Raw genomic sequence first — 23,716 nt, 5'->3', positions numbered from 1 at the left:
AAATGGCAAGAACATATATATTCCTTGGACCTCCGGGAGCGGGTAAAGGGACACAGGCTCAAAGACTTGTTGAAGAAAAAGGTTTTGTTCAGATATCCACAGGGGATATTCTAAGGGAAGCCGTAAAAAACGGAACCGAGCTTGGTAAAAAAGCCAAAGAGTATATGGACGCAGGTAAGCTTGTTCCTGATGATATTATAATCGGAATTATAAAAGATAAGCTCAAAGAGTTAGAAGGAAAAGATATTATATTAGATGGATTCCCAAGAACAATTCCACAGGCTGAAGCTCTGGACAAAATGCTTGCTGAAGTCGGAAGACAGCTTGATGGTGTTATACTTTTCGATGTTCCAGATGAAGAAGTAATAAAAAGACTTTCAGGAAGAAGAGTAGACCCTAAAACAGGCAAAGTTTATCACATAATATACAATCCACCACCTCCAGATGTAGAGGTAATCCAAAGAGACGATGACAAAGAAGAAGTAATCAAAAAAAGACTTGAAGTATATCACTCACAGACAGCACCTCTTATTGAATATTACAAAAAACAGAATAAATTACTGGTCATAGATGCTACAAAATCACCGGATGAAGTTTACAAAGAACTTTTATCTGTGCTAAAATAATAGTTTGTCAAAATGATTGAATTAAAAAGTAAAGAAGATATAGAAAAGCTTAGAAAAGCGAATAAGATTGTTGCAGAAATACTGCAGATTATAAAGGAAAATACTAAGCCTGGAATGACAGGTGTTGACCTAGATGAGATAGCAAGAAAGGAAGCTGAAAAAAGAGGAGTTAAACCTGCTTTTCTGGGTTTATACGGATTTCCGGCAGCCTTATGCGTTTCTATAAATGAAGAAATAGTTCATGGTGTGCCAAAAAAGGATAAAAAGATAAAAGAAGGTGATATTGTTAGCATAGATTTTGGCGTTATTTATGATGGCTGGTATGGAGATGCTGCCATCTCTTATGTTGTTGGAGACAAAATAAGCGATAGAAAAAAGAGACTGCTGGAAGGCGTTGAAAGGGCTTTAATGGCCGGTATAGAAAAATGCGTTCCAGGTAATACTTTAAAAGATATTGCGGCTGCTATAGAAGGCACGTTGGAGGCCTACCGACTCGCCCCTATATGCGATTATGGGGGACATGGAATTGGGCGTAAGCCCCATGAGGAACCACACGTTTCTAACTGTGTGGCAAATGCTGAAGATGTTGTTTTAAAGCCAGGTATGGTTCTTGCGATAGAACCGATGGCAACACTTGGTAGAAGAAAAAACTTCTACCGTAAATTAAAGGATGGCTGGACAGTGGTTTCAAAGGAAAAAGCTATGGCTGCTCACTTTGAGCATTCTGTAGCTATTACAGAAAACGGTCCAGACATACTTTCTAAACTTGATTAGGAGTAAAGATGGCGAAGAAAAAGAAAAAGGAAGAAAAGGAAAAAGGCATAGTTGTTGAGGGAACTGTAGAAGAAGCTCTTCCTAATGCTATGTTCAGAGTTAAGTTAGACACAGGGCATGAAGTGCTTGCCCATGTATCCGGAAAGATGAGAATGCATTTTATCCGTATTTTACCTGGGGATAGGGTAAAGGTGGAATTGTCACCTTATGACCTGACCAGAGGAAGAATAATATTTAGAATGTGAGGTGAAAGAAATGAAAGTAAGATCTTCAGTTAAAAAAAGATGTGAAAAATGCAGAATAATCAAAAGAAACGGCAGAGTTATGGTTATCTGTGAAAACCCAAGACACAAACAAAAACAAGGATAATTAGGAGGAAACAATGGCTCGTATAGCTGGTGTAGATTTACCGGATAGAAAAAGACTTGAAATAGCCCTTACCTATATCTACGGAATAGGAAAGACAAGAGCTAAAGAGATATTAGAAAAAACCGGAATAGATGGGATGAAAAGAGTTGGAGAACTTACTCCAGATGAACTAAATGCTATCAGGAAATTTATAGAACAGAACTACAAAGTTGAAGGTGACCTTAGAAGAGAAGTTGCTGTAAATATCAAGAGACTTATGGATATGGGATGTTACAGAGGTATTAGACACAGACTTGGTCTTCCTGTTAGAGGACAGAGAACTAAGACTAATGCAAAAACCAGAAGAAAATTCACAGGAAGAATTAAAAGAAGGTAATTGAGGAGGAATCATGGCTAAAAAAAGAAGAAAAAGTGCTAAAAAAGTAAAAAGAACCGTTCCATACGGAATAGCTCATATACAGGCTACATTTAATAACACAATTGTTACAATTACAGATAAAGAAGGGAATGTCCTTACATGGGCTTCAGGAGGAACCGAAGGCTTTAAAGGAACAAGAAAATCAACTCCATACGCTGCCCAAAAAGCTGCTGAAAAAGCTGCCAAAAGGGCAATGGATGAATTTGGAATGAAAGATATTGAGGTCTGGGTTAAAGGACCAGGAGCAGGAAGAGAATCTGCAATAAGAACTCTTGCTGCTACAGGACTTAATATAAAAGTAATTAAAGACGTAACACCAATTCCACACAACGGATGTCGTCCACCAAGCAAAAGGAGGGTGTAATTTATGGGTAGATATTTAGGACCTTTAACAAAAGTAAGTAGAAGACTTGGCGTATTTGTTGGCGGAAATTTAAAAGCATTTCAAAATAGAAACTTCCCACCTGGACAGCACGGAAGGGTTCAGGGAAGAAAAGTAAAACTTTCTGACTATGCTGTTCGTCTTCAAGAAAAGCAAAAACTGAGATATCTCTACGGTGGCTTAAGGGAAAAACAATTCAAAAGATACTTTGATGAAGCTGCAAGAATAGCAGGTATCAAAGGTGGAAATACAGGTCAAATCTTCCTTCAACTTCTGGAGAGAAGACTGGATAATGTTGTTTACAGGCTTGGTTTTGCTAAAACAAGAAGACAGGCAAGGCAGCTTGTTAGACACGGACATTTCCTTGTAAATGGTAAAAAAGTTGATATTCCATCTTACAGGGTTGACCCGGGAGATATCATTGAGCTTAGAGAAAAAAGCAGAAAATCTCCATTATTTAAAGAAAACTTAGAAAATAGAGACCCAAGAAGTATTCCAAACTGGCTTGAACTGGATAAGGACAACTTCAGAGGAAAAGTTCTTGAAATTCCTCAAGAGATAGAACTTGAAATTCCAGTAAATGTTCAGCTGATTATTGAGTACTACTCAATGTAATAAATTTTGGGAATAATCCCATAACGGAGGTAAAAAAGCCTATGCCTTTTTTAGAATTTATTAAACCCAATAAGATTTACTGGGATGAAGCAACCAAAACAGAAAATTATGGAAAATTATTTGTTGAACCTCTCGAAAGAGGCTATGGTATAACACTGGGTAATGCTCTCAGAAGAGTTTTACTTTCCTCTCTGGAGAGTGGTGCCATAACAGCTGTTAAAATACAGGGTGTAGCTCATGAATTTACAACGATAGATGGTGTTCTTGAGGATGTATCTGAAATAATTCTCAACCTGAAACAAATTAAATTCAAGATGGAAGAAGGCTTAGATAGTGACATAGCTATTCTTGAGTTCAAAGGGCCAGGGGAAATAAAAGCATCAGACATAAAAGTATCATCTGGTATACAGGTTGTTGATCCTGATGTTCATATAGCAACAGTTGAAGATGATGTTGAAGTAAAAATGGAACTGAAAATAGAAAAAGGCCGTGGATACGTAATGGTTGAAGAAATGGAACCTCCAACAGAAATAGGGTGGATCCCTATAGATACAGCATTCTCTCCAATCAAAAAATGCACATTCAAAGTTGAACCAACAAGAGTTGGAGAAAAAACAAACTACGACAAACTGATACTTGAATTTTACACAGATGGAACAATCACACCTGAAGAAGCTTTAACAAAAGCAACAAATATACTTATAGAACACTTCCAGCTTTTACTGAACCCAACAACAAGAAAGGTTGAAGTTGTAAAGAGAGCTGAACCAGAAAGCATTGCAGAAAAAATAGAAGCAGACAAACTTTCTCTGGCAATAGAAGAACTTGAAATATCTTCAAGGGCTACAAATACATTGAAAAAGCTTGGTATCCAGACAATCGGAGACCTTGTAAAAATGACCGAAGAAGACCTTAAAGAAGCTAAAAGCATAGGAAGAAAAGCCCTTAAAGAAATTAAAGAAGCCCTTGCTGAACTTGGACTTGAACTTGCACCATCCCCAACAAAAAAAGAATAAGAGAGGTAGGAATAAATGAGACATAGAGTAAAAACAAAAAGCTTCCATAGAAAAAAGGAACACAGAGAAGCGTTAATGGTAAACCTTGCTACAGCATTGATTGAACACGGAAGAATTGAAACAACTCTTCCTAAGGCAAAAGCCCTGAGACCTTTTGTTGAAAAGCTTGTTACACTTGCTAAAAAAGAAACAGTTCACGCAAGAAGATTGCTTAACTCAAGATTGAGAAACAATACAAGAGCGGCAACTAAACTCTTTAAAGAGATAGCGCCACTTTTCAAAGAAAGAAATGGCGGGTATACCAGAATCTACAAGCTTGACAAAAGAAGAAGAGGCGACGATGCCGAAATGGCAATAATTGAATTTGTTGAATATCCAGGTAAAGAAGAATAATAACAATGTTTATACTGGCAAATTTCATAGAGGCGGTGTCCAGAATACTGGACATCGCCTTAACTATTTATATGTGGATTGTAATTATATCAGCCCTTTTGTCATGGGTTAACCCAGACCCACATAATCCGATAGTTCGATTTCTTTATAATGCCACTGAGCCGGTTTACAGAAGAATTAGAAAAATAATTCCAACGGTATACGGCGGAATAGATATAGCTCCTATCATAGTTCTATTTATAATAATGTTCCTTCAATACTTCCTTGTTCCATCTCTCCATGAGCTTGCAATCAGGCTTAGATATGCAGGCTGATGAACCTTGAAAAGCATATCAAACAGAAACCATCTGATTTTATTGTAGAAGAAGTCTTTGATTATAAACTATCCCCTTTAGGTAAATACCAGTTATACCAGCTAAAAAAAATAAACCTATCCACCTTACAGGTAGTTAGATTTTTATCCGGCCTTTTTAAAATAAAACCTTCAGAGATAGGCTTTGCAGGTTTAAAAGATAAATTTGCTATAACAACCCAGTATTTGTCTTTCCCTTTAGACCTGAATATTCCGGACTCCTTATGTTTTGTGAACAAGGCAGGTAGACTGGTAGAAACAGATAAACTGGATTTTTACAAACAGCAGGGATTTTGTATAAAAAAAATTGGTTATATAGACAATCCTATTAACCTTGGAGATAATAAAGGAAATAATTTCACCATAAAAGTCACCAATCTAACAAAAAATCACAAAAAACTAATCTATGAAAATCTTGATATTGTCAAAAAATACGGGTGTGCAAACTACTTTGGTGAACAGAGATTTGGCAGTGTGAAAGGCAGAAATGATTTTATATTTAAATATCTCCTTGAGGAAAAATATGAAAAAGCCCTGAAAACATACTTTTCAATAAAGGGAAATATAAAAAACTGGGGAAACTGGGAGAGACTTTACAAAGATCTAAAAGGAAATCTGGAACAGTATGAAAAAGATCTGATTTTAGGTCTAAAAAGAGGGCTTACACCTGAAAAAGCAATCAGAATACTATCTAAGAATATCAGACTTATGTTTAATTTTGCCTTCCAGTCTTATCTTTGGAATGAGTATCTCAGAAAATATATTGAAGCAAAATACCCATATAAAAGGGTTCCTTTTATTCATAACTGGAAACTTAGCTTTTATCTTGAGGTTGATGATATAGAATATCTGAAAAATCTGGAAATTTCATACACAGCACAGGAATACAAACCACAGGATAGGCTTTTACAGGAAATAATAGAAGAGACTTTATGGGAGAATAATGTTCATCCAGAATATTTTGAAAAAGAAGTAGCGGGGATAAAGGTCTTAACAGATGGTCTTAGAAAGGCAATTTTTTTCCCTGAAAATCTGAAAATAAAAGGAAAAACAAAAAACTCAATCACCCTCAGCTTTTTCCTTCCCACCGGAAGTTATGCCACTATCCTCCTTAGAAATCTCCTTTCCTGAGTTTTCTAAAAAGTAAAGAATTAGCTGTTCCCTTATAAACTCAATATCACTCAGATTAATATCCTTTAAGGAAGAGAAGAATATTAATGCTCCAACAGGCTCTCCGTTTATATCAATAAATGATGCAGTAATATGTGGAAAACCTTTTTCCTCATTGATTTCCTGACTACTTATTTTCTGAACCGGTTCCTGTATGTATTTCAGAATATCTTTATTACACTCAACCTTTCCTGTGCTGTAACACTTATGCTCTGTAAAATCAAAAAATATAACGCCATCGGTTCCCATAATCTCATTGAGGTCATAAATCCATATCTTAAGGGGAAATCTGTTATCCCGTAATTTTTTCAATGATTGATAAAGCTGTTCTTTTTTGCTTAGCTGTTCAATTTTTTCCTGAAAAGATATATTTTTGATATATAGATTTTCCATCTCCTGTTTCAGTTCTTTGTAATGGCTGTCTTTTTCAATAAAAGTTTTATATAGTCCGTATATACCTACTAATCCTGCAAATAAAATTGGAACAATAGTAAGCTCAGAAAAATCAGAAACATACAGAGAAATCATAACGGGTGAAGCAGATAAAAGGAAAAAATATCCTATATCCCTTATATCCTTAACAAATTCTGAAAAAAGAGGGATTACAAAAAGTGATAAATAAGCATTTCCAGTTAGATAAACAGCTATTGATATAAAAATTGTATCTATTATCAGAAACATATATTTTGAGTTTTTACCTTTTGGAAGAATTATATAAGAAAAAAAGTAAATTATTGATAAAACTGCCAGTGCAGTTGCATAATCAAAAGCACCTGTATATAGCGATAATAAAACCCCTCCAGAGATTAAAATCCTTATTATTATTTGGTATATGTTCATATATTTGCCCTATATAGATTATTTATAAAATAAAAGGCTTTATTAACAAAGTTTAATATTAATTTCTCATTTAGAAAATCTTTTTTCAAGTTATAAAGCTCCTCTGCCGGTTGAGAAGTAAACCATACTACCGGAATGTCTATCTCTTCTATTGTTGAATATCCGTAAAAGTTAGCCTCGTCAACAGGCTGATTCCCCTTTTTAGATAATCTGTGTATTTTTTTGTAATGAAAATCGTCCAGCAAGTAATTTATGTTTTTGATAATTAATTTTTCATTACCCATTCCTGTATTTTCAACATGAAATATAGAAATTATGTCATTTTCATTTTTCAGATGTTGTTTCAGTCCGTAATAATCCATAAATTTCATATCTGTAAATAAAAATCGTATTCTATAACCCCGGGGATATTTTACTTCCAGCAGTTTTTTAATTAGATTTACAGCTGTTTTTAAAGAGGCGTTAAAATATACCCTATCTTCTTTATCAAAAAATGAATCAAAGGGAAAATGTATATAGAAAAAGTAAGGTCCTGCTCCTATATCAAAATAAAAATTCTTTGTTTTAAAGTTTTTTTTCTTGGTTTTAAGTTGAATTTTAATACTACCTGATTGTATAAATGATGGTATGTATAAAATAGGAAATTCTTTTATATAGATAGGTTTATCAACAGGGGTATTTGTTATAACTGCAGCCGGAGATATCTTTTTTAGAAAATGTAGATATTTGAGTTTTGGAATTTTATGTATATAAAGTATTTTTCCTTTTAATTCTTCTTTAAATACTACATCTGGTTCCAGTTCGTCTATAAAAATGATTTCATCTATAAATGTTTTTATTCCGTTGTATCCGTAGCTTATTGGAGTGGCTTTTATTTTTTTCCCTTCAGAAAAAACAACCGCTTTTTCAATAACAAAAAAATCCCCCTCTACCTTTTCCTCCTTTAGAGGAATATCCTGCACTATTCCTTTTACTTCTTCAAATACAGTTTTCCATAAATCCTGTTTCACTCTATTGGTATCACCCAATCCCTGTATTTTTCGATTTTGCCTCTAACGGCATCAAAATAAACATTTTGTATCTCTTTTGTTATTTTTCCTGGTTTTCCATCCCCTATTTTTCTGTTATCAATCTCAACTACAGGAGAAACCTGTGCACCTGTTCCGCAGAAAAATACCTCATCGGCCACATAAAGTTCTGTTCTGGCTATATGTCTTTCTATTACTTCATATCCAAGGTCTTTAGCTATTGTAATTATTGCGTTTCTGGTAATTCCCTCAAGAATATCGTCTGATACTGGGGGAGTTATCAGTTTTCCATTTCTCACTATAAATATATTCTCTGCAGAACCTTCAGACACATAACCATTTTTGTTTAGGACTATCGCTTCATCTGCCCCTGCCAAAATAGCCTCTGTTTTGGAAAAGGCACTATTAACATAAGCACCTGCAACCTTCAGTCTTGGAGGTATCATATTATCGTTTAATCTTGTCCATGAGGAAACGATGGCTTTTATTCCTTCATTTATGTCTATATAATCTCCCAGTGGATATGTATAAATGGCTATTTTTGCAGTGTATCCTACTAATTTTGGACTGATTTTCAGGTCAGCAAAGTATACCAGAGGTCTGATATAGATATCGGATTTTATTTTATTTATCAGTATCAGCTCTTTTGTTATCTCTACAAGGTCATCAATGTTTTCTTCAATTTCCATATTCAGAACTTTCATATTCTGGAAAAGCCTCTGGTAATGTTCTTTAAAGAACAATCCCCACATTTTGTCTGTATCTTTATCATAATATGCCCTGATACCTTCAAAAATTGCTGTTCCGTAGTGGAGAGAGTTTGTTTTTATACTGATTTTTGCTTCATCTTCAGGAACAATTTTTCCTTCAAAATAGACGTATTCCATTTACTTCCTCCGGTCTAAATAGGATTAAATATTATTTTATCACTGAAAAAATAAAAAAGGGGCTTAAAGCCCCTTATGGAGAAGAAGGGCGGACTATGGAGGGCAAGATGGAGGCGGGCTTTTAATGGTATCCGCCTTCTGCTGATACTTTTCCTTTGAATACTCTGTAAACATACACTGTGTAAAAAATCACAATAGGCATAAATATAAGGGTTGATACCAGCATTACAGTAAGTGTTATATGGGATGAGGCAGAATTCCAGATTGTCAGGTTATATTCAGGATTTATTGTTGACCTCATAAGCACAGGGTAAGATGCAAAGGCTATTGTCAAAACTGTTCCAATTGTTGTCAGAGTGGAACCATAGATAACTTTGTTATACTGCCCGCCTGAGAGATACTTCAGATAAAGAATAAGTCCGATAACAATCATAGCAGGTGCTATCCAGAATAAAGGATATTTGAAGTAGTTAGAGTAAAGATAAGGTGCAGTGATAACCAGTAGAAAATCTGTGACTATAAGTGTGCCAATGTATCCAAAAAAGCTGATATATGCAAATTTCCTTGCAAGATTAAACACTTCTCCTTCTGTTTTTCTAAGCAGGTAAGCCATTCCATGCATAAGGAACATAAACACACCAACTACACCCATAAGTAGCGGTGCAGGTCTAAGAAGTGTAAAAAACGAACCATGATAAACTCCCTGCTGGTCAATGGGAACACCGATAACTGCATTTCCAACAGCAACACCGAAAAGTAGTGCAGGAACAAAATTACCTATCCAGTAAATCCAGTCCCATGTGTTTTTCCATACAGGGCTGTCTTTTTTGTTTCTGTATTCAAAGGCTATAGCCCTTCCGATTAAAGCCCACAGAACAATCAAAATAGCCAGATAAAATCCACTAAAAGAAGCAGCATAAACAACAGGGAATGCTGCAAACAGCATTCCACCCCCGGCTATAAGCCATACTTCATTTCCATCCCATACAGGAGCAACGGCATTGTATAAGATTTGTCTATTTTCATCTTTTTTGGTGAATATTGTTAATATTCCTGTTCCGAGGTCAAATCCATCTGTTAATGCATATCCAACAAGGAACACACCTGCAAGCAGGAACCATATTCCCTCAAGTGTTGTAAACATTTCCACAGGCATTTTTTATCCCTCCTTACATTTTTGTTTTAGAAAATGCTGTTACAGTAGCAGGAGATTGTGAAGGAGAGGTTGGTTCAACAGTTTCTTCCTGAGGTCCTTTTTTAATCGCTTTAATCATTGCATACAGAAATACAATATAGATTAGTGTGTATATCACCATAAAGAATATTACTGAAAATAGGACATTTCCTGTTGGATGGAATGAAACACCATCCTTTGTAAGCATTACACCTTGAACAAGCCATGGTTGTCTTCCAACTTCAGCAGCAATCCAACCGAAGTTTGTAGCTATAAATGGCAGGGGTATAGATAGTAGAACTGTCCATAAGAAAGCCTTGTTTGTGTAAATTGTTCCTCTTTTAAGCAGGAACAGTCCCCAGAGTGTAATCGCTGCAAAGAAGAATCCTAGATAAACCATTATATGAAATGTTGTAAACACCATAGATACAGATGGTAAATCATCAAGGGTGATATTGTATGCTTTGGCATTTGCTTTAGCTAAAGCAAGTTCAGATTTGACTTTTTCTATTTCTTCTTTAGGAGCGTTTGAAGCCTTTAGCTGAGACAGCTTTTCTTTTAGAGTTTTTACTTTTTCCTGAGATTTTTTAGCTATTTCCTGATATTCCTTAACTAAATCAAATATTCCTTTAAACTCTGCATGGGGGTCATGATAAGAAAGGATACTAAGAAGATAAGGAATTTTAATAATTACCTTTGTTTCATGCTTTTCATCATCAACAACACCAATCAAGTCAAGGGATGCACCTTTTTCTGAGTGCCATTTACCCTCCATCATAGCCATTTTTAAAGGCTGATACTGGGTTACTTCATATCCATGTAAATCACCGAATACTATTTGAATAACAGAAACAATAGCTGTAAATATCAGGGCAAACTTGAGACCTATTTTTGCCAGTTCAACATGTCTATTTTTAAGCAGATAATAAGCCATAACACCCATTACAAAAAATCCACCAACAATATATCCGGCATCTACACAGTGGAGAAATCTGATAAGTGTTGAATGGTTTACAACAGCTTCCCAGAAGTTAGTTAAAACAGCTTTAATACCCTGAGGACTTTCAACTATTTTGTATCCTGCAGGGGTTTGCATCCATGAGTTTGCAATTAAAATCCAGAGTGCAGAAAGTGTGCTACCCAGAGCTACCATCCATGCGGCAAATGTGTGCATCTTATCAGATATCCTGTCTTTACCAAACAGGAATAAGCCAATAAATGTAGATTCAAGGAAGAATGCCATTAATCCTTCCAGGGCAAGTGGAGCACCAAATATATCACCTACAAATTTTGAATACTGGAACCAGTTTGTTCCGAACTCAAACTCCATTGTAAGACCTGTTGCCACTCCAACAGCAAAGTTAATGGCAAACAGTTTCATCAGAAACATTGCCAGCTGGTCATACTTTTTATTTTTGTTTTTCAGATAGAGCGTTTTGAGAATGGCAATCATAAAGGCAAGTCCCAGAGTGAGCGGAACAAAAAGGAAGTGATAAAAGGCTGTCATCCCGAATTGAAAACGGGATAATGTCAGCAAGTCCATCTTGTAAACCCTCCTGATAGTGTTAGTTAATACTAACTAATTTGAACTGATAACTATTAACTGTATATGATAGTTATCATAGAAAAGTGAGTTAATGCTTACTAACTTTACATGGGGGAGATTTTATTTAGATTTACTTAATTATTAATTTTTAAGAGGCTGCCTTACTTTCATTATAACTTTTATTTTGGAGTCTTTATTTATAAACATTGCGCTAAATCCTGACAAATAACATTTGATATAGCATGGCACCTATCTATATTTATGTATAGTATAATTTCCTTAACTAAATTTGAGGTCAGAACAATGAAGTTTCATCCCCAAGATGTTAAATTTGACTTAGACCTTATTTTAAAATATGCAAAACCGGCTCCAAGATATACAAGTTATCCAACGGCACAAGAGTTTTCTCCTGAACTAACAGAGGAAGAATGGCGGGAAAAGGTTATTCAATCCAATGAACGAAAAACCCCGTTATCTTTATATTTTCATATCCCTTTCTGTGAGTCAGCATGTCATTTTTGCGGTTGTAATGTGATTATTACCAGAAGAAAAGAAGTTGTAGAGCCTTATCTGGAGCATGTTTACAAAGAGATGGATATAATGGGTTCACTCCTTGATAAATCCAGAAAAGTTGTTCAGCTTCACTGGGGAGGTGGAACTCCTAACTATCTGGAAGATGACCAAACGGTTCAATTAATGAATGAAATCAAAAAAAGATTTGATTTTGATGAAAATGCAGAAATCTCTATAGAAATAGACCCAAGGCATGTAAGCAGAGACAGAATATTTTTACTGAGGGAAATAGGATTTAACAGGGTGAGCTTCGGTATTCAGGATTTTAATCCTAAGGTTCAGGAAGCTGTAAACAGAATTCAGCCAGAAGAAATGATTTTTAATGTTATGTCTTGGATTAGAGAAGCAGGTTTTGAGAGTGTAAATATAGACCTGATATATGGACTTCCTTATCAAACACTTGAAACATTCTCAGAAACCATTGACAAAGTTATAAAACTCAATCCAGATAGAATAGCAAACTTTAATTATGCCCATGTGCCATGGTTGAAAAGACTTCAAAGAATGATAGATGAGTCAGCACTTCCACCTCCACAGGAGAAACTGGATATCCTCAAAATGACAATTGAAAAGCTAACCAACGCAGGATATTTGTTCATCGGTATGGATCATTTTGCTAAACCTGATGACGAGCTTGCTGTAGCTCAAAGGGAAAGAACACTCCACAGAAACTTTCAGGGATATACAACCCATGCAGAAGCTGAGCTTATAGGATTTGGGGCTACATCTATCAGCATGCTTTATGATGCCTATGCTCAGAACCACAAAAAACTTAAAGACTACTATGGAATGATAGATGAAGGAAAACTTCCAATAGAAAGGGGAGTTATTTTAAATCAGGATGATATTATCCGTAGAGATGTGATAATGAGGCTTATGTCCCACTTCCAGCTTTACAAAGGGGAGATTGAGGAAAAATATGGAATTGATTTTGATACCTACTTTGCATCTGAGATGGAAGAACTTAAAGAACTTGAAAAAGACGGTCTTATAAAAATATATCCAGACAGAATTGATGTAACCCCTGCAGGAAGATTGCTTATCAGAAATATTGCAGTTACATTTGATATTTATACAAAGGCTAAAAAGGAAAAAAGATTTTCTAAAGCAATTTAAAAACGCCGGAGGGGGATTGCCATGTTTAGATTTTTAGTATTTTTGACTCTTTTAATATTTAGTCTGTCTTACGGAAATGATTTTTCTGTTCGGTCTCCTGCATTTGATTATGGTAAGCCTATTCCTATTGTTTACACCTGTGATGGAAAGGATATCTCCCCTGAAATTATATGGGCTCATCCTCCGGCTAACACCAAAAGCTTTGTTTTAATCATGGATGACCCTGATGCACCATTTGGCACGTTTACTCATTGGGTTGTTTATGATATTCCTGCAAGTGTAAACAAATTACCTGAAAACTTTCCTAAAAAACCTGTTGTTGATGGTATAAAACAAGGAATTAATGATTTTGGCAGAATAGGATATGGAGGTCCATGTCCACCTCCAGGGAAACCTCACAGATATTTTATAAAACTTTATGCAACTGACCTGAAATCTGTAAATCTTCCTCCTAAAGCCGCAAAATCCCAGGTTTTAAAGGCCATACAGGGACATATCCTTTCTAAAGCTGTTTATATGGGAATTTATAAAAGAAAATAAACTTGATTTTTAGCCCTCCTGACATAACTTATAAAAGTTAGTGTTTATTAACTTGCAGGAGGGCTATGGGAATGGAAGAATTAAAAGAAATCAAAAAAGAACTGGAAGAAATCAAAGCAAAACTCCAACAAATTCAGGATGAAGCACTAAAAATTGAACACCTTGAGGAGTATTCCCAATCATCAAACTTCCCAACACTTATTGCCATTATCCTTCTTCAGCTTTTTACAATATTTTTAATAGGCTGGATTATGTATAAAGGAGGATATGGATTTTAAACTCTTGAAATGCTCCACCTCTGGCACAAATTTTTTAACTCATTGTATTATATAGATTTATTACCTTTCCTTTAGAGGTGGAGCATGGATAAAATTGTTATACACGGGGCAAGACAGCATAATCTTAAGAATATAGACCTTGAGATACCTAAAAATAAGCTGATTGTAATAACAGGACCATCAGGGTCAGGAAAATCATCTCTGGCTTTTGATACCATATACGCAGAAGGGCAAAGAAGATATGTTGAAAGTTTGTCTGCATATGCAAGACAATTCCTTGGTCTTATGGAAAAACCTGATGTTGACAGCATAGACGGACTATCCCCTGCAATAGCCATAGACCAGAAAACAACCTCAAAAAACCCCCGTTCAACTGTTGGAACAGTAACGGAGATTTATGATTATCTTAGACTTTTGTTTGCAAGGGTAGGAAAGCCCCACTGCCCTGAATGTAATAATCTTATTGCATCCCAGTCTCCAGAAGAGATAGCAGACCAAATTCTAAAATTTCCAGAAGGAACAAAACTGCAGATATTAGCCCCAATAATAAGAGGCAAAAAAGGAGAGTATAAGGATATCTTTGAAAAAATAAACAGGATGGGATATCCCCGTGTTAGAGTTGATGGGGAAATATATATGGTTGAAGATGTTCCAAAGCTTGAAAAAAACAAAAAGCACACAATAGAGGTAGTAGTTGACAGGATAGTCCTCAAAGAAGGCATAAGAACAAGACTCGTTGATAGCATAGAACAAGCTTTGAAGCTTGGGGATGGACTTGTCGTTATAAACAATCTGTCTGAAGGAAAGGATTATATTTTTAGTGAAAAATTTGCCTGTCCTGAGCATGGATTTTCTATTGCTGAGCTTTCTCCAAGGCTTTTTTCTTTTAACAGTCCTTATGGAGCCTGCCCGGAATGTAAAGGCTTAGGAGTTATTCACAAAATAGATGTTGATGCTCTCGTTGATTATAACAGGTCAGTAATAGAGGCTTTCAGGATAACAGACAGTTTTTATTTCAAATATATAAAAGGAATGATTTTTGATATTCTCTACTACCACGGGATAAACAAATACACAAAATTCAAAGACCTTCCAGAAGAGGTAAAAGAAGATCTTCTACTTGAGATAATTCCACATCTTGAAAGAAAATACCTTGAAATAGATAACGAAAAGCAGAGGGAAGAGCTTGAAAAATATATCAGAGAGGTTACCTGTCCAGTCTGCCACGGGGCAAGACTGAGGAGAGAAGCCCTTTATGTTCTTATAAACGGAAAATCTATCTGGGATGTTGTAAGAATGAATATACAGCAGGCTTACGATTTCTTCACAGAGTTTGAAAACTCTCCAATGTCCCAGAAAGACAGGATAATCGCAGAAAAAATCATAAAGGAAATCAAAGAAAGACTAAGCTTTTTACTAAACGTAGGGCTTGATTATCTAACCCTTGAGCGTTCAGCAACAACCCTTTCAGGAGGAGAAGCACAAAGAATAAGACTTGCAACCCAGATAGGTTCAAAACTAAGCGGTGTTTTGTATGTTCTTGATGAGCCATCTATTGGACTTCATCCAAGGGATACAGCAAAGCTGATAAATACACTTAAAGAGCTAAGGGATTTAGATAACACGGTAATAGTTGTAGAACACGACCCGGAAACAATAGAAGAAGCAGATATTATAATTGATATGGGTCCCGGTAGCGGTGTTTATGGTGGTGAAGTGGTAGCAATGGGAACACCGCAAGAAATAATGGAAAATGAAAATTCCTTGACAGGTAAGTATCTAAGCGGAAAACTGACTATTCCAGTTCCAGAAAAAAGAAGAACTCCAGACCCAGATAAAAAGCTTGTCATCAGAGGAGCATCAGAGCACAACCTGAAAAATATAGATGTAGAAATACCCCTTGGACTATTTGTTGCCATTACAGGAGTCTCAGGTAGCGGAAAATCTACTCTTATTTACGATATCCTCTGGCAGGCTGCTAAAAACAGATTTCACCACAGGAATGAATATGTAGGAAAACATGAAAAAATAGAAGGCTGGGAGCACATAGACAAGGTTATAAATGTTGACCAATCCCCAATAGGCAGAACACCCCGTTCAAACCCTGCTACATATACAAAAGTTTTTGACAATATAAGAGCCCTTTTTGCTGCAACACCGGAAGCAAAGATAAGGGGATACACACCGGGAAGGTTTTCTTTCAATGTAAAAGGTGGTAGATGTGAAGCATGCAAAGGGGACGGCGTTGTAAAAATAGAAATGCATTTCTTACCTGATGTTTATGTGACCTGTGAGGTATGTCAGGGAAAAAGATACAACAAAGAAACCCTTGCCGTTGAATACAAAGGAAAAAATATAGCGGATGTTCTTGATATGACTGTTGCAGAAGCCCTTGAGTTTTTCCAGAATGTCCCTTCAATCAGAAACAAACTACAGGTTTTATATGATGTTGGTCTTGACTACATAAAACTTGGGCAGCCTGCGACAACCCTGTCTGGTGGAGAGGCTCAGAGGATAAAACTGACAAGAGAGCTTTCAAAAAGAGACACAGGAAGAACCCTTTACCTTCTTGATGAGCCTACAACAGGACTACATTCCCACGATGTTGAAAAACTGATAAGAGTTTTAAACAAACTGGTGGAAAAAGGGAATACCGTTGTAGTAATAGAACATAATCTTGATGTTATAAAAAATGCAGACTGGATAATAGATTTGGGACCTGAAGGTGGAGAAAGAGGCGGCCAAATTGTAGCCATAGGAACGCCGGAACAAGTCGCAAACAACCCAAACTCCCACACAGGAAGATTTTTGAAGAAATATCTACAGGAAAGGGTAAGAGTATAAATGAAAAATATAGCAAAATAACTTAAAATATTTTTAAAATCTGTTTTCATAAAACAAATAAAGAAGAACATAAAAATTTAAGATTTATTTTAGAGGTTTAGGAGGGTTAGGAGGAAATGTATCTATCCAGACTTATAATTTCTAATTACAGAAGCATAAAGTTTTTGGATTTGGAATTTTCTCCAACAAAAAATGTAATTATAGGACATAACAATGCTGGTAAGAGTAATATAATAAAAGCTCTTAATATTATTCTTGGAGAACAAACACCCGATTATAAAAAATATGAAAATATCTCAGAGAGAGATTTTTTTAATGGACAAGAGAATGAATTGTTTATTATTGGAGAAATTTCTAAAAAAGAAAGCTCAAGATTAAATTTTGAAATTCTAAAAAATACTTCTTCAGGAAGCAGTATAACTTTAAAAAATAGTTTAAAAGATTATTATGAGAATTACAGTTTTGAAGATTTTATAGAAGAAGCTTTTGGTATAGATTTTGAGGGAAATTCTTTAAGCTGGGCATCTAATATTGACGATATAGAGGAAGGAACAAAGAAATATATTAAATTCAAGAATATAAATGATAATGAATTAGATAATTTAAAAACTTTTTTGGAATCGATTGATAGATTTATTTATATTTTTAGAGCAAAAAGAAACGAAAATAACGAAATTGAAAAAGATTTTAGATTAATTTTAGTAAAAAAAGAGAAAGAGAAAGAAAAAGAAAAGTGGTATTTGTGTAATAGGGCTTTTATTAGGAATGAAATTCTAATCAGTGCAATAATTCCTCCATTTAGAGACCCAGAATATCAATTAAAGCCAACCAATTGGAACTGGTATGGGAAACTGATTAAAAATCTTATAAAAGAAAAAAAAGAGGATATTCAAGAAACAGAAAATCCTTTTAAAGAATTAGAAAATGCAAGAAGAATAATAAAGGAAAATGCTAACAAAATTTTTGAGGAGCTAAAAAATGAAATAGAGAAGACATCTTTAGTTTCTGGATTTGATGGAGCAAAATTAATTTTTTCTTTTATGGATGATGAAATAGATATCAGTAAAAATATAAAAATATATGTTGATGATGGATTTACTGCCCCTATAAACGAAAAAGGAGCAGGTATTCAAAGTGCGATAGTAATAAGCTTATTTACATATTTTGTAAGAAAAAATGCAGTTTCAAATTCTTTGCTGTGTTTAGAGGAACCTGAGATTTATCTTCATCCCCATGCCTGTAGAGTTATAAACAAAAAAATAAATTATTTTATAAATGATAATGAAAACAATATTGAACATCAGGTTATACTGACAACTCATAATCCTGTTTTCGTTAAAGATGAAAACATTCATAATCCAAGAATTTTCAGAGTTTGGAAAGATGAAGAAAATGGAACACAAGCGAGATATGTAGAAATAAATGAAGATTTTAAAAATCTTTTGATTAGGGAAGAAAATACTGAATTATTTTTTGCTAAAAAAGTAATTTTAACTGAAGGCTATGAGAAATATATTATTAAATTTTATGACAATCTTAAGGAAGGTTCTATGTTAGATGAAAAAAATATAAGTGTAATATCTGCAATAGGCAAAAAGGATTTTATAAATTTTGTGAACATTTGTAAAAATCTAGGAATAGAGTTTTTTATCTTAGCTGATTTTGATTACTTGTTAAGAGGACTTTTAGGAAACGAGAAGTTAAGAGAATATTTAAAAAATAAGCTGAATTCTAAATATAAATATTTGGAAAAACTGATAAATGTTCATTTAAATGAAGAAAATTTCATAAATTTTAAGAAAGAAGCAAAGAAGCTTAAAGATATAGATAGTATTAATGATAAAAATAAAGACAAATATAAAGCCTTTATAATTGGGGCTATCAAGGAATTAAAGAAAAAGGCTAATATTTTTATACTATCTGGTGAAATAGAAGATATGTTTAAAGAAGAATATAAAAATATTTTAGAAGATAGAAAATTTACTTTTGAATCGGTTATCAAATTAAGAAAATATTTGATAGAAGATAATAAAAACTTTTCAGATATATTTGAAGAGGAATTTTTAAATATCTTAAATGAGTTGTTTAAAAAGGTATAAATTTAACTTGCCATTGCACAAAAATTAATTTACAATAAATTTAACTTATAGGTTAAATAATGGCTGAAATTTTACTTATTACCGATGAGAAAGTTTTCAGGCTGTATATCCTGGATACAGTAAAAAGAGATATTGATAGGTTGAAAGACAAAACAGCAGTTAAGAAGATAAAAATTAGCATTGGAAGATTGGCAGAAAGGATACCTAATAAACCTGAACTTTGGGAAAGCATAAAAGGATGTGAGAATTTATTTGAACTAAAAGTTAAACCTTATAGACTGGCATGCTATAAGCAAGGAAATAATATTTTAATTCTCCATTTTTGGAAAGTTCAGAAGAATATGTCAAAACAAAAGCGAGCTGATATTGAAAGAGCTTGCGAAATTGCACAGGAGGTAAAAAATGAGTTTGAAAGCTTGGTTAGAGGAATATAAATACGATGAAGAAGCTATATACCACGGTTTAATGCTTGACCTTTCATATTACCTTAAACAACTTATGCTTGATAAAGGTCTGAACAAAAAACAGCTTGCAGAAAAAATGGGAGTATCTCCTGCATACATTACCAAGATTTTCAGCGGACAAAACATATCCCTTAAAACTGTAGCCAAAATTTTGTCAGCATTAGAGGTTGATGCTGGCATAAAAATAATTGATAGGGAAAAAGAAGAATACAGGGTGGCACCTAACAAAGAACTTCTAAAACTAGTCAAAAAAGGAAAAGAAGATGAAAGCAAAACTTTCTCCATTGCAGCTTAAGGATATACAGATTATAAGGCTAAATCTTGATGAAAATATAAAAGGTGAGAAAAAATTTAATATAGATATAGACTTTGAACCTGTAAAAGTTAATATAGATGAAAAGGAATATGAAGGGCTGATTTTTTATCTTAAAGTAAACAATAGAAATAGAAAAGTAAGACTAAAAGTTGACACAGAAGTTCTGGCAATTTTTGAGTTTGAAGAGGGATTGCCTCCTGAGAAGAAAGCACAGCTTTTGCTTTATAACGGATTATCAATTATTTACGGTTTTCTTAGAGGTTTAATATTTCAAAAATGTTCTTACCTTCGTCCTGAAGATAGACTTCTTCCAAGTATTAATCTACTTGATATTATTGATAAAAAACTAAAAGACAAAAATAATAATTCCTAAATCCCTTTACAATTTCTGAAACCAAAAATTTCCTATTGACTTTCTAATCAATAATCATTATCGTTATTAGAAAAGCAGGAGGATTGTCCTATGAACAGGGAAAAATCTATTGAATTATTAAACAAGGCTATAGCCGAAGAATTAACGGCAATTCACCAATATATGTATTTTCATTTTGTATTAGATGACCTTGGTTATGATTTGCTGGCAGCAATATTCAAAAGAACAGCTATTGATGAAATGCTTCACACAGAAAGATTTGCAGAAAGAATTCTTTTCCTTGGTGGAGAGATAGAGATGAAACCTGCAAAAAATGTGGAACATATCAGAGACCCAGAAGAAATGCTTAAATGGGCTATGAATGCCGAAGAAGAAGCGGTAGATATGTATAACGAATTTGCAGTAGAAGCCTCTAACAACAGGGATGCAGGAACAAAACAGATTTTTGAATCAGTAATAATGGATGAAGAAAGGCATTATGATACCTTCAATATAGAATATGAAAACCTTAAAAAATTCGGTCTGGAATACCTATCACAACAGGCAATGGAAAGAAGTAAAAGAATTGGTTCACAAGGTGGCCAAGCAGGTCAGTAATTAAATTTTAGATAGACCATCTTTAAGTAGCATAATTCCCAGAGCTATAAACAGAACGCCAATAAAACGGAGCAGGTAGATATAATACCTGCTCTCTATAAACTTTTTTAATTTTTCTGTGAAAACAACAATTATCATCATACTTCCGGTAATCCCTATAAAGAAAAATACCGTGAACAAAACACCCCCAATAAAACCTGCTTCCCTCACATAAGGAGCACCAATAAAAAACCAGAATAAATAGGTGTATGGGTTTAAGATATTTAAAAGAACACCTTTTTTCAGAGAGCCGGTTAAATCAGTATCAAGCTGAAAATGTTTTATCTTTAAGTTTTTATATCCAAAATAAAAAAGTATTAAAGTCCCCAGAAAATATACAACAGAAATCAGGTGCTTCACTTCACTGATTTTGTCCAGAATAAAAAGGGAAATTAGCAAAATCGGAATATCTGTTATGATTGGAGAAATAGAAACAAGAATGCCATTTTTTCTATGTCCCTGCAATGTTTCTGATATTAACAAAGCCATTAAAGGTCCAGGAGATAAACCTGCAGAAACTCCAAAGATAAATCCTGTGATAATATCCTTTATATGCATGGCTTAAGTGTTATACGCCCTGTCCCCAGCATCTCCAAGACCAGGAATTATGTATCCTTTATCATTTAGTTTTTCATCTATCTGGGCTATGTAAATAGTTACATCCGGATGGTTTTGTGATACCCTTCGTAATCCTTCAGGAGCACCAATGATATTAAGGGAAATTATTTTTTCTGGATTTTTTTCTTTAACTACCTTTATTGCATAATCCAGTGAACCCCCTGTAGCAACCATAGGATCAAGTATTATTGCTGTTTTCCCATCAAGCTGAGGAACACGATCATAATAAAGAACACTTTCAAGTGTTTCCTCGTTTCTTTTTATCGCCAGAAATCCTGAAACAGCCTCGGGCATTACCTTTAAAATCCCGTCCAGCATAGGAAGACCTGCCCTTAAAATAGGAATAAATACATATTTTTCCTCCTGAAGCACAGGAAATTTATCCTTTCCAATCCATATATCTATTTCTTTTTCTACCAGAGGTTCATTTTTTAATGCCTCAAATAACAAAATTCTGGCAATTTCTGATATAAACTCACGGAAATTATACGGTTTTGTGTTAATATCCCTAAGCCTTGTTACCAGATTTTTTGAAAGAGGATGATTAACTTCTATAACATTTTTCATTTTTTTCTCCTCAGGCATATATTATATTGCTTAAATATTCTAACACTGAGGGAGGCTGTTTATGGAGTGTAGAGAAGAAGGAAAAAATTTCCAGAGACTTGTTGATATAATGGCGAGACTCAGAAAAGAATGCCCATGGGATAGGGAGCAAACAAGTCAATCTATAAAAAACAACCTTATAGAAGAGGCTTATGAACTATTTGAAGCTATAGAAAAAAATGATACAGACGCTATGATTGAAGAGCTTGGAGACCTGCTTTTACAGGTGGTTTTCCATGCACAGATAAAAAAGGACGAAGGCAAATTTGATATAAATGATGTTATAAACGCATTGATTGATAAGCTTATAAGAAGACATCCCCATGTGTTTGGAGACCAGAAATATGAAGATTTAGAGGGTGAAGACCATCTCAAAAAATGGGAACTAATTAAACAGAAAGAGAAAAAAAGAGAATCCATTCTTGAAGGAATTCCTGCACGTATGCCTGCCCTTATGAGAGCGGTAAAAGTTCAAAAAAGAATGTCAAAAGTAGGTTTTGATTGGCAAAACCCTCAAGAAGTTATGGAAAAAGTTGAAGAGGAATTTAATGAACTGAAAGAAGCCAAAAATCCAGAAGAGATAAAACATGAACTTGGAGATTTACTGCTTACAATAACAAATCTGGCTAGGGCTTATGGAATAGACCCTGAAGAAGCATTACACGAAGCGACAGATAGAAGTATAAGAAGATTTAATTATATTGAGAAGAAAGCAAAAGAAAAAAATATTGACCTAAAGGAGATGCCGCTAAATGATATGGAACATTACTGGCAGGAAGCAAAAAGTAAAGGATTATAGGCTATATAAGGAATATATGCTTGATGAAAGTTCAGAGATATACCAGAAAATAACTGCAGCAATAAAAGAAAACAGAGATTTTATTGCAAATTTAGGGCATTCTACATTTTTAATCTCTTATAAAGGTAAAAAAATTCTGACTGACCCATTTTTAAGCCCCCATATATTTGGAATTAAAAGGCAAAAACCAGCTTTGAGACCTGACCTTGTGCCTCAAGTAGATATTATCCTGATATCCCATGCCCATTATGACCATCTTGATATGAGGACTTTAAGGAGATTAGACAGGGAAAGTATCGTGATTATTCCCGAAAACACAAAACCTGTGCTTGGAAGAATTCATTTCAAAGAAATCATAGAACTAAAACATTTTGAAACCATACAAAAAGAGGGAATACAGATAACCTCTTTACCTGTAAAACATAACAAAGGCCGTTCAATCTTATTCCCAAATACAGAAGTTACCAGTTATTTGATAACTATTGAGGATAAAACCTTTTATTTTGGGGGAGATACAGCTTATTTTGAAGGATTCAAAGAATATGGGAAAAAATTCAAAATTGACATAGCTTTCCTCCCGATAGGTGGTTATGAACCTACTCTTATTTTGCATAAAGTTCATATGAATCCTTCTGAAGCGGTAAAGGCATTTTTAGACCTTAAAGCTCACTTTATAGTCCCAATTCATTATGGGACTTTTCATACAATTCCTAAATTTGTTCAGGTGGAGGCACCTCTAAAACATTTTAAAGAAGAAATAAATAGACGAAATTTAAATAATAAAGCTATAATAATTGAACCGAATAATTTATTCGCATTAACTTAGCATATAAAATTTTATTTGAAAAAATCCGATTATAATTC

29 protein-coding genes are annotated in these 23,716 nt (G+C 34.3%); 22 read left to right on the top strand and 7 right to left on the bottom strand.

All coding sequences use genetic code 11. From position 1 onward, the window contains the following. Positions 1-2 precede the first annotated feature (2 nt). Genes MVE07_RS05230 through truD form a run of 11 tightly spaced genes read left to right on the top strand, consistent with a single transcriptional unit; the run spans position 3 to position 6,076 of the window. Entirely contained in the window at positions 3-626 is a 624-nt protein-coding gene (locus MVE07_RS05230) for an adenylate kinase (RefSeq protein ID WP_008289493.1), read from the top strand. A 12-nt stretch (positions 627-638) separates the two neighbouring features. Next, the gene (gene map / locus MVE07_RS05225) at positions 639-1,400 is read left to right on the top strand and encodes a type I methionyl aminopeptidase (protein ID WP_297454988.1); all 762 of its coding nucleotides are present in this window, start codon (positions 639-641) and stop codon (positions 1,398-1,400) included. A gap of 8 nt (positions 1,401-1,408) precedes the next feature. Further along, the gene (gene infA, locus MVE07_RS05220; RefSeq protein ID WP_029520164.1) at positions 1,409-1,645 is read left to right on the top strand and encodes a translation initiation factor IF-1; all 237 of its coding nucleotides are present in this window, start codon (positions 1,409-1,411) and stop codon (positions 1,643-1,645) included. Positions 1,646-1,655: 10 nt separating this feature from the next. Continuing rightward, entirely contained in the window at positions 1,656-1,769 is a 114-nt protein-coding gene (gene rpmJ, locus MVE07_RS05215) for a 50S ribosomal protein L36 (protein ID WP_029520163.1), read from the top strand. A 13-nt stretch (positions 1,770-1,782) separates the two neighbouring features. After that, positions 1,783-2,145 (top strand): 30S ribosomal protein S13, encoded by a 363-nt coding sequence (gene rpsM / locus MVE07_RS05210; protein ID WP_029520162.1) that lies wholly within the window; start codon positions 1,783-1,785, stop codon positions 2,143-2,145. Between the two features lie 13 nt (positions 2,146-2,158). Beyond that, the gene (rpsK, locus tag MVE07_RS05205) at positions 2,159-2,551 is read left to right on the top strand and encodes a 30S ribosomal protein S11 (RefSeq protein WP_297454982.1); all 393 of its coding nucleotides are present in this window, start codon (positions 2,159-2,161) and stop codon (positions 2,549-2,551) included. Between the two features lie 3 nt (positions 2,552-2,554). Next, on the top strand, positions 2,555-3,184 hold the full coding sequence (gene rpsD, locus MVE07_RS05200) for a 30S ribosomal protein S4 (RefSeq protein ID WP_297454979.1): 630 nt from the start codon (positions 2,555-2,557) through the stop codon (positions 3,182-3,184). A 41-nt stretch (positions 3,185-3,225) separates the two neighbouring features. Further along, entirely contained in the window at positions 3,226-4,200 is a 975-nt protein-coding gene (locus MVE07_RS05195; protein WP_297454976.1) for a DNA-directed RNA polymerase subunit alpha, read from the top strand. Positions 4,201-4,215: 15 nt separating this feature from the next. Continuing rightward, positions 4,216-4,593 (top strand): 50S ribosomal protein L17, encoded by a 378-nt coding sequence (rplQ, locus tag MVE07_RS05190; protein WP_297454973.1) that lies wholly within the window; start codon positions 4,216-4,218, stop codon positions 4,591-4,593. 5 nt (positions 4,594-4,598) lie between these two features. Further along, positions 4,599-4,907, top strand: coding sequence for a YggT family protein (locus MVE07_RS05185; protein ID WP_297454971.1), 309 nt, complete (start codon positions 4,599-4,601; stop codon positions 4,905-4,907). Further along, positions 4,907-6,076, top strand: a complete 1,170-nt coding sequence (truD, locus tag MVE07_RS05180; protein WP_297454968.1) for a tRNA pseudouridine(13) synthase TruD — start codon at positions 4,907-4,909, stop codon at positions 6,074-6,076. Before MVE07_RS05185 ends, truD begins: the two co-directional genes overlap by 1 nt. Here truD and MVE07_RS05175 read toward each other — a convergent pair. From MVE07_RS05175 to MVE07_RS05155, 5 genes are all read right to left on the bottom strand, one after another. Then, positions 6,005-6,955 carry a hypothetical protein gene (locus MVE07_RS05175; protein ID WP_297454965.1) on the bottom strand — a complete coding sequence of 317 codons (951 nt, stop codon included), beginning with the start codon at positions 6,953-6,955 and terminating at the stop codon, positions 6,005-6,007. The two genes, truD and MVE07_RS05175, sit on opposite strands and share 72 nt — an antisense overlap. Next, the gene (locus tag MVE07_RS05170) at positions 6,952-7,965 is read right to left on the bottom strand and encodes a hypothetical protein (RefSeq protein ID WP_297454961.1); all 1,014 of its coding nucleotides are present in this window, start codon (positions 7,963-7,965) and stop codon (positions 6,952-6,954) included. The genes MVE07_RS05175 and MVE07_RS05170 overlap by 4 nt, the downstream gene beginning before the upstream one ends. Beyond that, entirely contained in the window at positions 7,962-8,870 is a 909-nt protein-coding gene (locus MVE07_RS05165) for a branched-chain amino acid transaminase (RefSeq protein WP_297454958.1), read from the bottom strand. The genes MVE07_RS05170 and MVE07_RS05165 overlap by 4 nt, the downstream gene beginning before the upstream one ends. Before the next feature lie 121 nt (positions 8,871-8,991). Next, on the bottom strand, positions 8,992-10,026 hold the full coding sequence (gene cydB / locus MVE07_RS05160; protein ID WP_297454956.1) for a cytochrome d ubiquinol oxidase subunit II: 1,035 nt from the start codon (positions 10,024-10,026) through the stop codon (positions 8,992-8,994). 13 nt (positions 10,027-10,039) lie between these two features. Next, positions 10,040-11,587 (bottom strand): cytochrome ubiquinol oxidase subunit I, encoded by a 1,548-nt coding sequence (locus MVE07_RS05155; RefSeq protein WP_297454953.1) that lies wholly within the window; start codon positions 11,585-11,587, stop codon positions 10,040-10,042. A gap of 306 nt (positions 11,588-11,893) precedes the next feature. Here MVE07_RS05155 and hemN point away from each other — a divergent pair, with 306 nt between their 5' ends. From hemN to MVE07_RS05110, 9 genes are all read left to right on the top strand, one after another. After that, positions 11,894-13,279, top strand: coding sequence for an oxygen-independent coproporphyrinogen III oxidase (hemN, locus tag MVE07_RS05150; RefSeq protein WP_297454950.1), 1,386 nt, complete (start codon positions 11,894-11,896; stop codon positions 13,277-13,279). Positions 13,280-13,300: 21 nt separating this feature from the next. Next, the gene (locus tag MVE07_RS05145; RefSeq protein ID WP_297454947.1) at positions 13,301-13,819 is read left to right on the top strand and encodes a YbhB/YbcL family Raf kinase inhibitor-like protein; all 519 of its coding nucleotides are present in this window, start codon (positions 13,301-13,303) and stop codon (positions 13,817-13,819) included. 71 nt (positions 13,820-13,890) lie between these two features. Beyond that, entirely contained in the window at positions 13,891-14,097 is a 207-nt protein-coding gene (locus MVE07_RS05140) for a hypothetical protein (RefSeq protein ID WP_297454944.1), read from the top strand. Positions 14,098-14,181: 84 nt separating this feature from the next. Beyond that, the gene (gene uvrA / locus MVE07_RS05135; protein WP_297454941.1) at positions 14,182-16,941 is read left to right on the top strand and encodes an excinuclease ABC subunit UvrA; all 2,760 of its coding nucleotides are present in this window, start codon (positions 14,182-14,184) and stop codon (positions 16,939-16,941) included. Positions 16,942-17,057: 116 nt separating this feature from the next. Then, positions 17,058-19,040 carry an AAA family ATPase gene (locus tag MVE07_RS05130; protein ID WP_297454938.1) on the top strand — a complete coding sequence of 661 codons (1,983 nt, stop codon included), beginning with the start codon at positions 17,058-17,060 and terminating at the stop codon, positions 19,038-19,040. A gap of 59 nt (positions 19,041-19,099) precedes the next feature. After that, a complete protein-coding gene (locus MVE07_RS05125; RefSeq protein ID WP_297454935.1) occupies positions 19,100-19,474 on the top strand; it encodes a type II toxin-antitoxin system RelE/ParE family toxin in 375 nt (124 codons plus the stop codon). Beyond that, positions 19,443-19,799: a helix-turn-helix domain-containing protein gene (locus MVE07_RS05120; protein WP_297454933.1), complete on the top strand. Its 357-nt coding sequence runs from the start codon at positions 19,443-19,445 to the stop codon at positions 19,797-19,799. Before MVE07_RS05125 ends, MVE07_RS05120 begins: the two co-directional genes overlap by 32 nt. After that, positions 19,768-20,193, top strand: a complete 426-nt coding sequence (locus MVE07_RS05115; RefSeq protein ID WP_297454930.1) for a hypothetical protein — start codon at positions 19,768-19,770, stop codon at positions 20,191-20,193. Before MVE07_RS05120 ends, MVE07_RS05115 begins: the two co-directional genes overlap by 32 nt. A 90-nt stretch (positions 20,194-20,283) precedes the next feature. Then, positions 20,284-20,790 (top strand): bacterioferritin, encoded by a 507-nt coding sequence (locus tag MVE07_RS05110; protein WP_297454927.1) that lies wholly within the window; start codon positions 20,284-20,286, stop codon positions 20,788-20,790. Here MVE07_RS05110 and MVE07_RS05105 read toward each other — a convergent pair whose 3' ends face one another. Both MVE07_RS05105 and upp read right to left on the bottom strand, forming a co-directional pair. Continuing rightward, on the bottom strand, positions 20,791-21,387 hold the full coding sequence (locus tag MVE07_RS05105; protein WP_297454924.1) for a LysE family translocator: 597 nt from the start codon (positions 21,385-21,387) through the stop codon (positions 20,791-20,793). 3 nt (positions 21,388-21,390) lie between these two features. After that, positions 21,391-22,014, bottom strand: coding sequence for a uracil phosphoribosyltransferase (gene upp / locus MVE07_RS05100; protein WP_297454921.1), 624 nt, complete (start codon positions 22,012-22,014; stop codon positions 21,391-21,393). 61 nt (positions 22,015-22,075) lie between these two features. Between upp and mazG the strand changes: the two genes are divergently transcribed. Next, positions 22,076-22,852, top strand: coding sequence for a nucleoside triphosphate pyrophosphohydrolase (mazG, locus tag MVE07_RS05095; protein ID WP_297454919.1), 777 nt, complete (start codon positions 22,076-22,078; stop codon positions 22,850-22,852). After that, entirely contained in the window at positions 22,806-23,678 is an 873-nt protein-coding gene (locus MVE07_RS05090) for an MBL fold metallo-hydrolase (RefSeq protein WP_297454916.1), read from the top strand. The genes mazG and MVE07_RS05090 overlap by 47 nt, the downstream gene beginning before the upstream one ends. Positions 23,679-23,716 lie beyond the last annotated feature (38 nt).

The organism is Persephonella sp. (genome assembly GCF_027023985.1).
Taxonomy (GTDB): domain Bacteria; phylum Aquificota; class Aquificia; order Aquificales; family Hydrogenothermaceae; genus Persephonella_A.
This window is presented reverse-complemented; position numbering and strand designations above follow the sequence as displayed.

Bases quoted from the DNA above. Each gene is read 5' to 3' on its own strand.
- uvrA (WP_297454941.1), top strand. From the start codon at position 14,182: ATGGATAAAATTGTTATACACGGGGCAAGACAGCATAATCTTAAGAAT.
- MVE07_RS05155 (WP_297454953.1), bottom strand. From the start codon at position 11,587: ATGGACTTGCTGACATTATCCCGTTTTCAATTCGGGATGACAGCCTTT.
- infA (WP_029520164.1), top strand. From the start codon at position 1,409: ATGGCGAAGAAAAAGAAAAAGGAAGAAAAGGAAAAAGGCATAGTTGTT.
- MVE07_RS05115 (WP_297454930.1), top strand. From the start codon at position 19,768: ATGAAAGCAAAACTTTCTCCATTGCAGCTTAAGGATATACAGATTATA.
- MVE07_RS05090 (WP_297454916.1), top strand. From the start codon at position 22,806: ATGATATGGAACATTACTGGCAGGAAGCAAAAAGTAAAGGATTATAGG.
- MVE07_RS05120 (WP_297454933.1), top strand. From the start codon at position 19,443: ATGAGTTTGAAAGCTTGGTTAGAGGAATATAAATACGATGAAGAAGCT.
- MVE07_RS05195 (WP_297454976.1), top strand. From the start codon at position 3,226: ATGCCTTTTTTAGAATTTATTAAACCCAATAAGATTTACTGGGATGAA.
- MVE07_RS05165 (WP_297454958.1), bottom strand. From the start codon at position 8,870: ATGGAATACGTCTATTTTGAAGGAAAAATTGTTCCTGAAGATGAAGCA.
- truD (WP_297454968.1), top strand. From the start codon at position 4,907: ATGAACCTTGAAAAGCATATCAAACAGAAACCATCTGATTTTATTGTA.
- rpsK (WP_297454982.1), top strand. From the start codon at position 2,159: ATGGCTAAAAAAAGAAGAAAAAGTGCTAAAAAAGTAAAAAGAACCGTT.
- rpsD (WP_297454979.1), top strand. From the start codon at position 2,555: ATGGGTAGATATTTAGGACCTTTAACAAAAGTAAGTAGAAGACTTGGC.
- mazG (WP_297454919.1), top strand. From the start codon at position 22,076: ATGGAGTGTAGAGAAGAAGGAAAAAATTTCCAGAGACTTGTTGATATA.
- MVE07_RS05230 (WP_008289493.1), top strand. From the start codon at position 3: ATGGCAAGAACATATATATTCCTTGGACCTCCGGGAGCGGGTAAAGGG.
- MVE07_RS05130 (WP_297454938.1), top strand. From the start codon at position 17,058: ATGTATCTATCCAGACTTATAATTTCTAATTACAGAAGCATAAAGTTT.
- MVE07_RS05125 (WP_297454935.1), top strand. From the start codon at position 19,100: ATGGCTGAAATTTTACTTATTACCGATGAGAAAGTTTTCAGGCTGTAT.
- MVE07_RS05175 (WP_297454965.1), bottom strand. From the start codon at position 6,955: ATGAACATATACCAAATAATAATAAGGATTTTAATCTCTGGAGGGGTT.
- rplQ (WP_297454973.1), top strand. From the start codon at position 4,216: ATGAGACATAGAGTAAAAACAAAAAGCTTCCATAGAAAAAAGGAACAC.
- cydB (WP_297454956.1), bottom strand. From the start codon at position 10,026: ATGCCTGTGGAAATGTTTACAACACTTGAGGGAATATGGTTCCTGCTT.
- MVE07_RS05105 (WP_297454924.1), bottom strand. From the start codon at position 21,387: ATGCATATAAAGGATATTATCACAGGATTTATCTTTGGAGTTTCTGCA.
- upp (WP_297454921.1), bottom strand. From the start codon at position 22,014: ATGAAAAATGTTATAGAAGTTAATCATCCTCTTTCAAAAAATCTGGTA.
- rpmJ (WP_029520163.1), top strand. From the start codon at position 1,656: ATGAAAGTAAGATCTTCAGTTAAAAAAAGATGTGAAAAATGCAGAATA.
- MVE07_RS05185 (WP_297454971.1), top strand. From the start codon at position 4,599: ATGTTTATACTGGCAAATTTCATAGAGGCGGTGTCCAGAATACTGGAC.
- MVE07_RS05140 (WP_297454944.1), top strand. From the start codon at position 13,891: ATGGAAGAATTAAAAGAAATCAAAAAAGAACTGGAAGAAATCAAAGCA.
- MVE07_RS05110 (WP_297454927.1), top strand. From the start codon at position 20,284: ATGAACAGGGAAAAATCTATTGAATTATTAAACAAGGCTATAGCCGAA.
- map (WP_297454988.1), top strand. From the start codon at position 639: ATGATTGAATTAAAAAGTAAAGAAGATATAGAAAAGCTTAGAAAAGCG.
- rpsM (WP_029520162.1), top strand. From the start codon at position 1,783: ATGGCTCGTATAGCTGGTGTAGATTTACCGGATAGAAAAAGACTTGAA.
- MVE07_RS05145 (WP_297454947.1), top strand. From the start codon at position 13,301: ATGTTTAGATTTTTAGTATTTTTGACTCTTTTAATATTTAGTCTGTCT.
- hemN (WP_297454950.1), top strand. From the start codon at position 11,894: ATGAAGTTTCATCCCCAAGATGTTAAATTTGACTTAGACCTTATTTTA.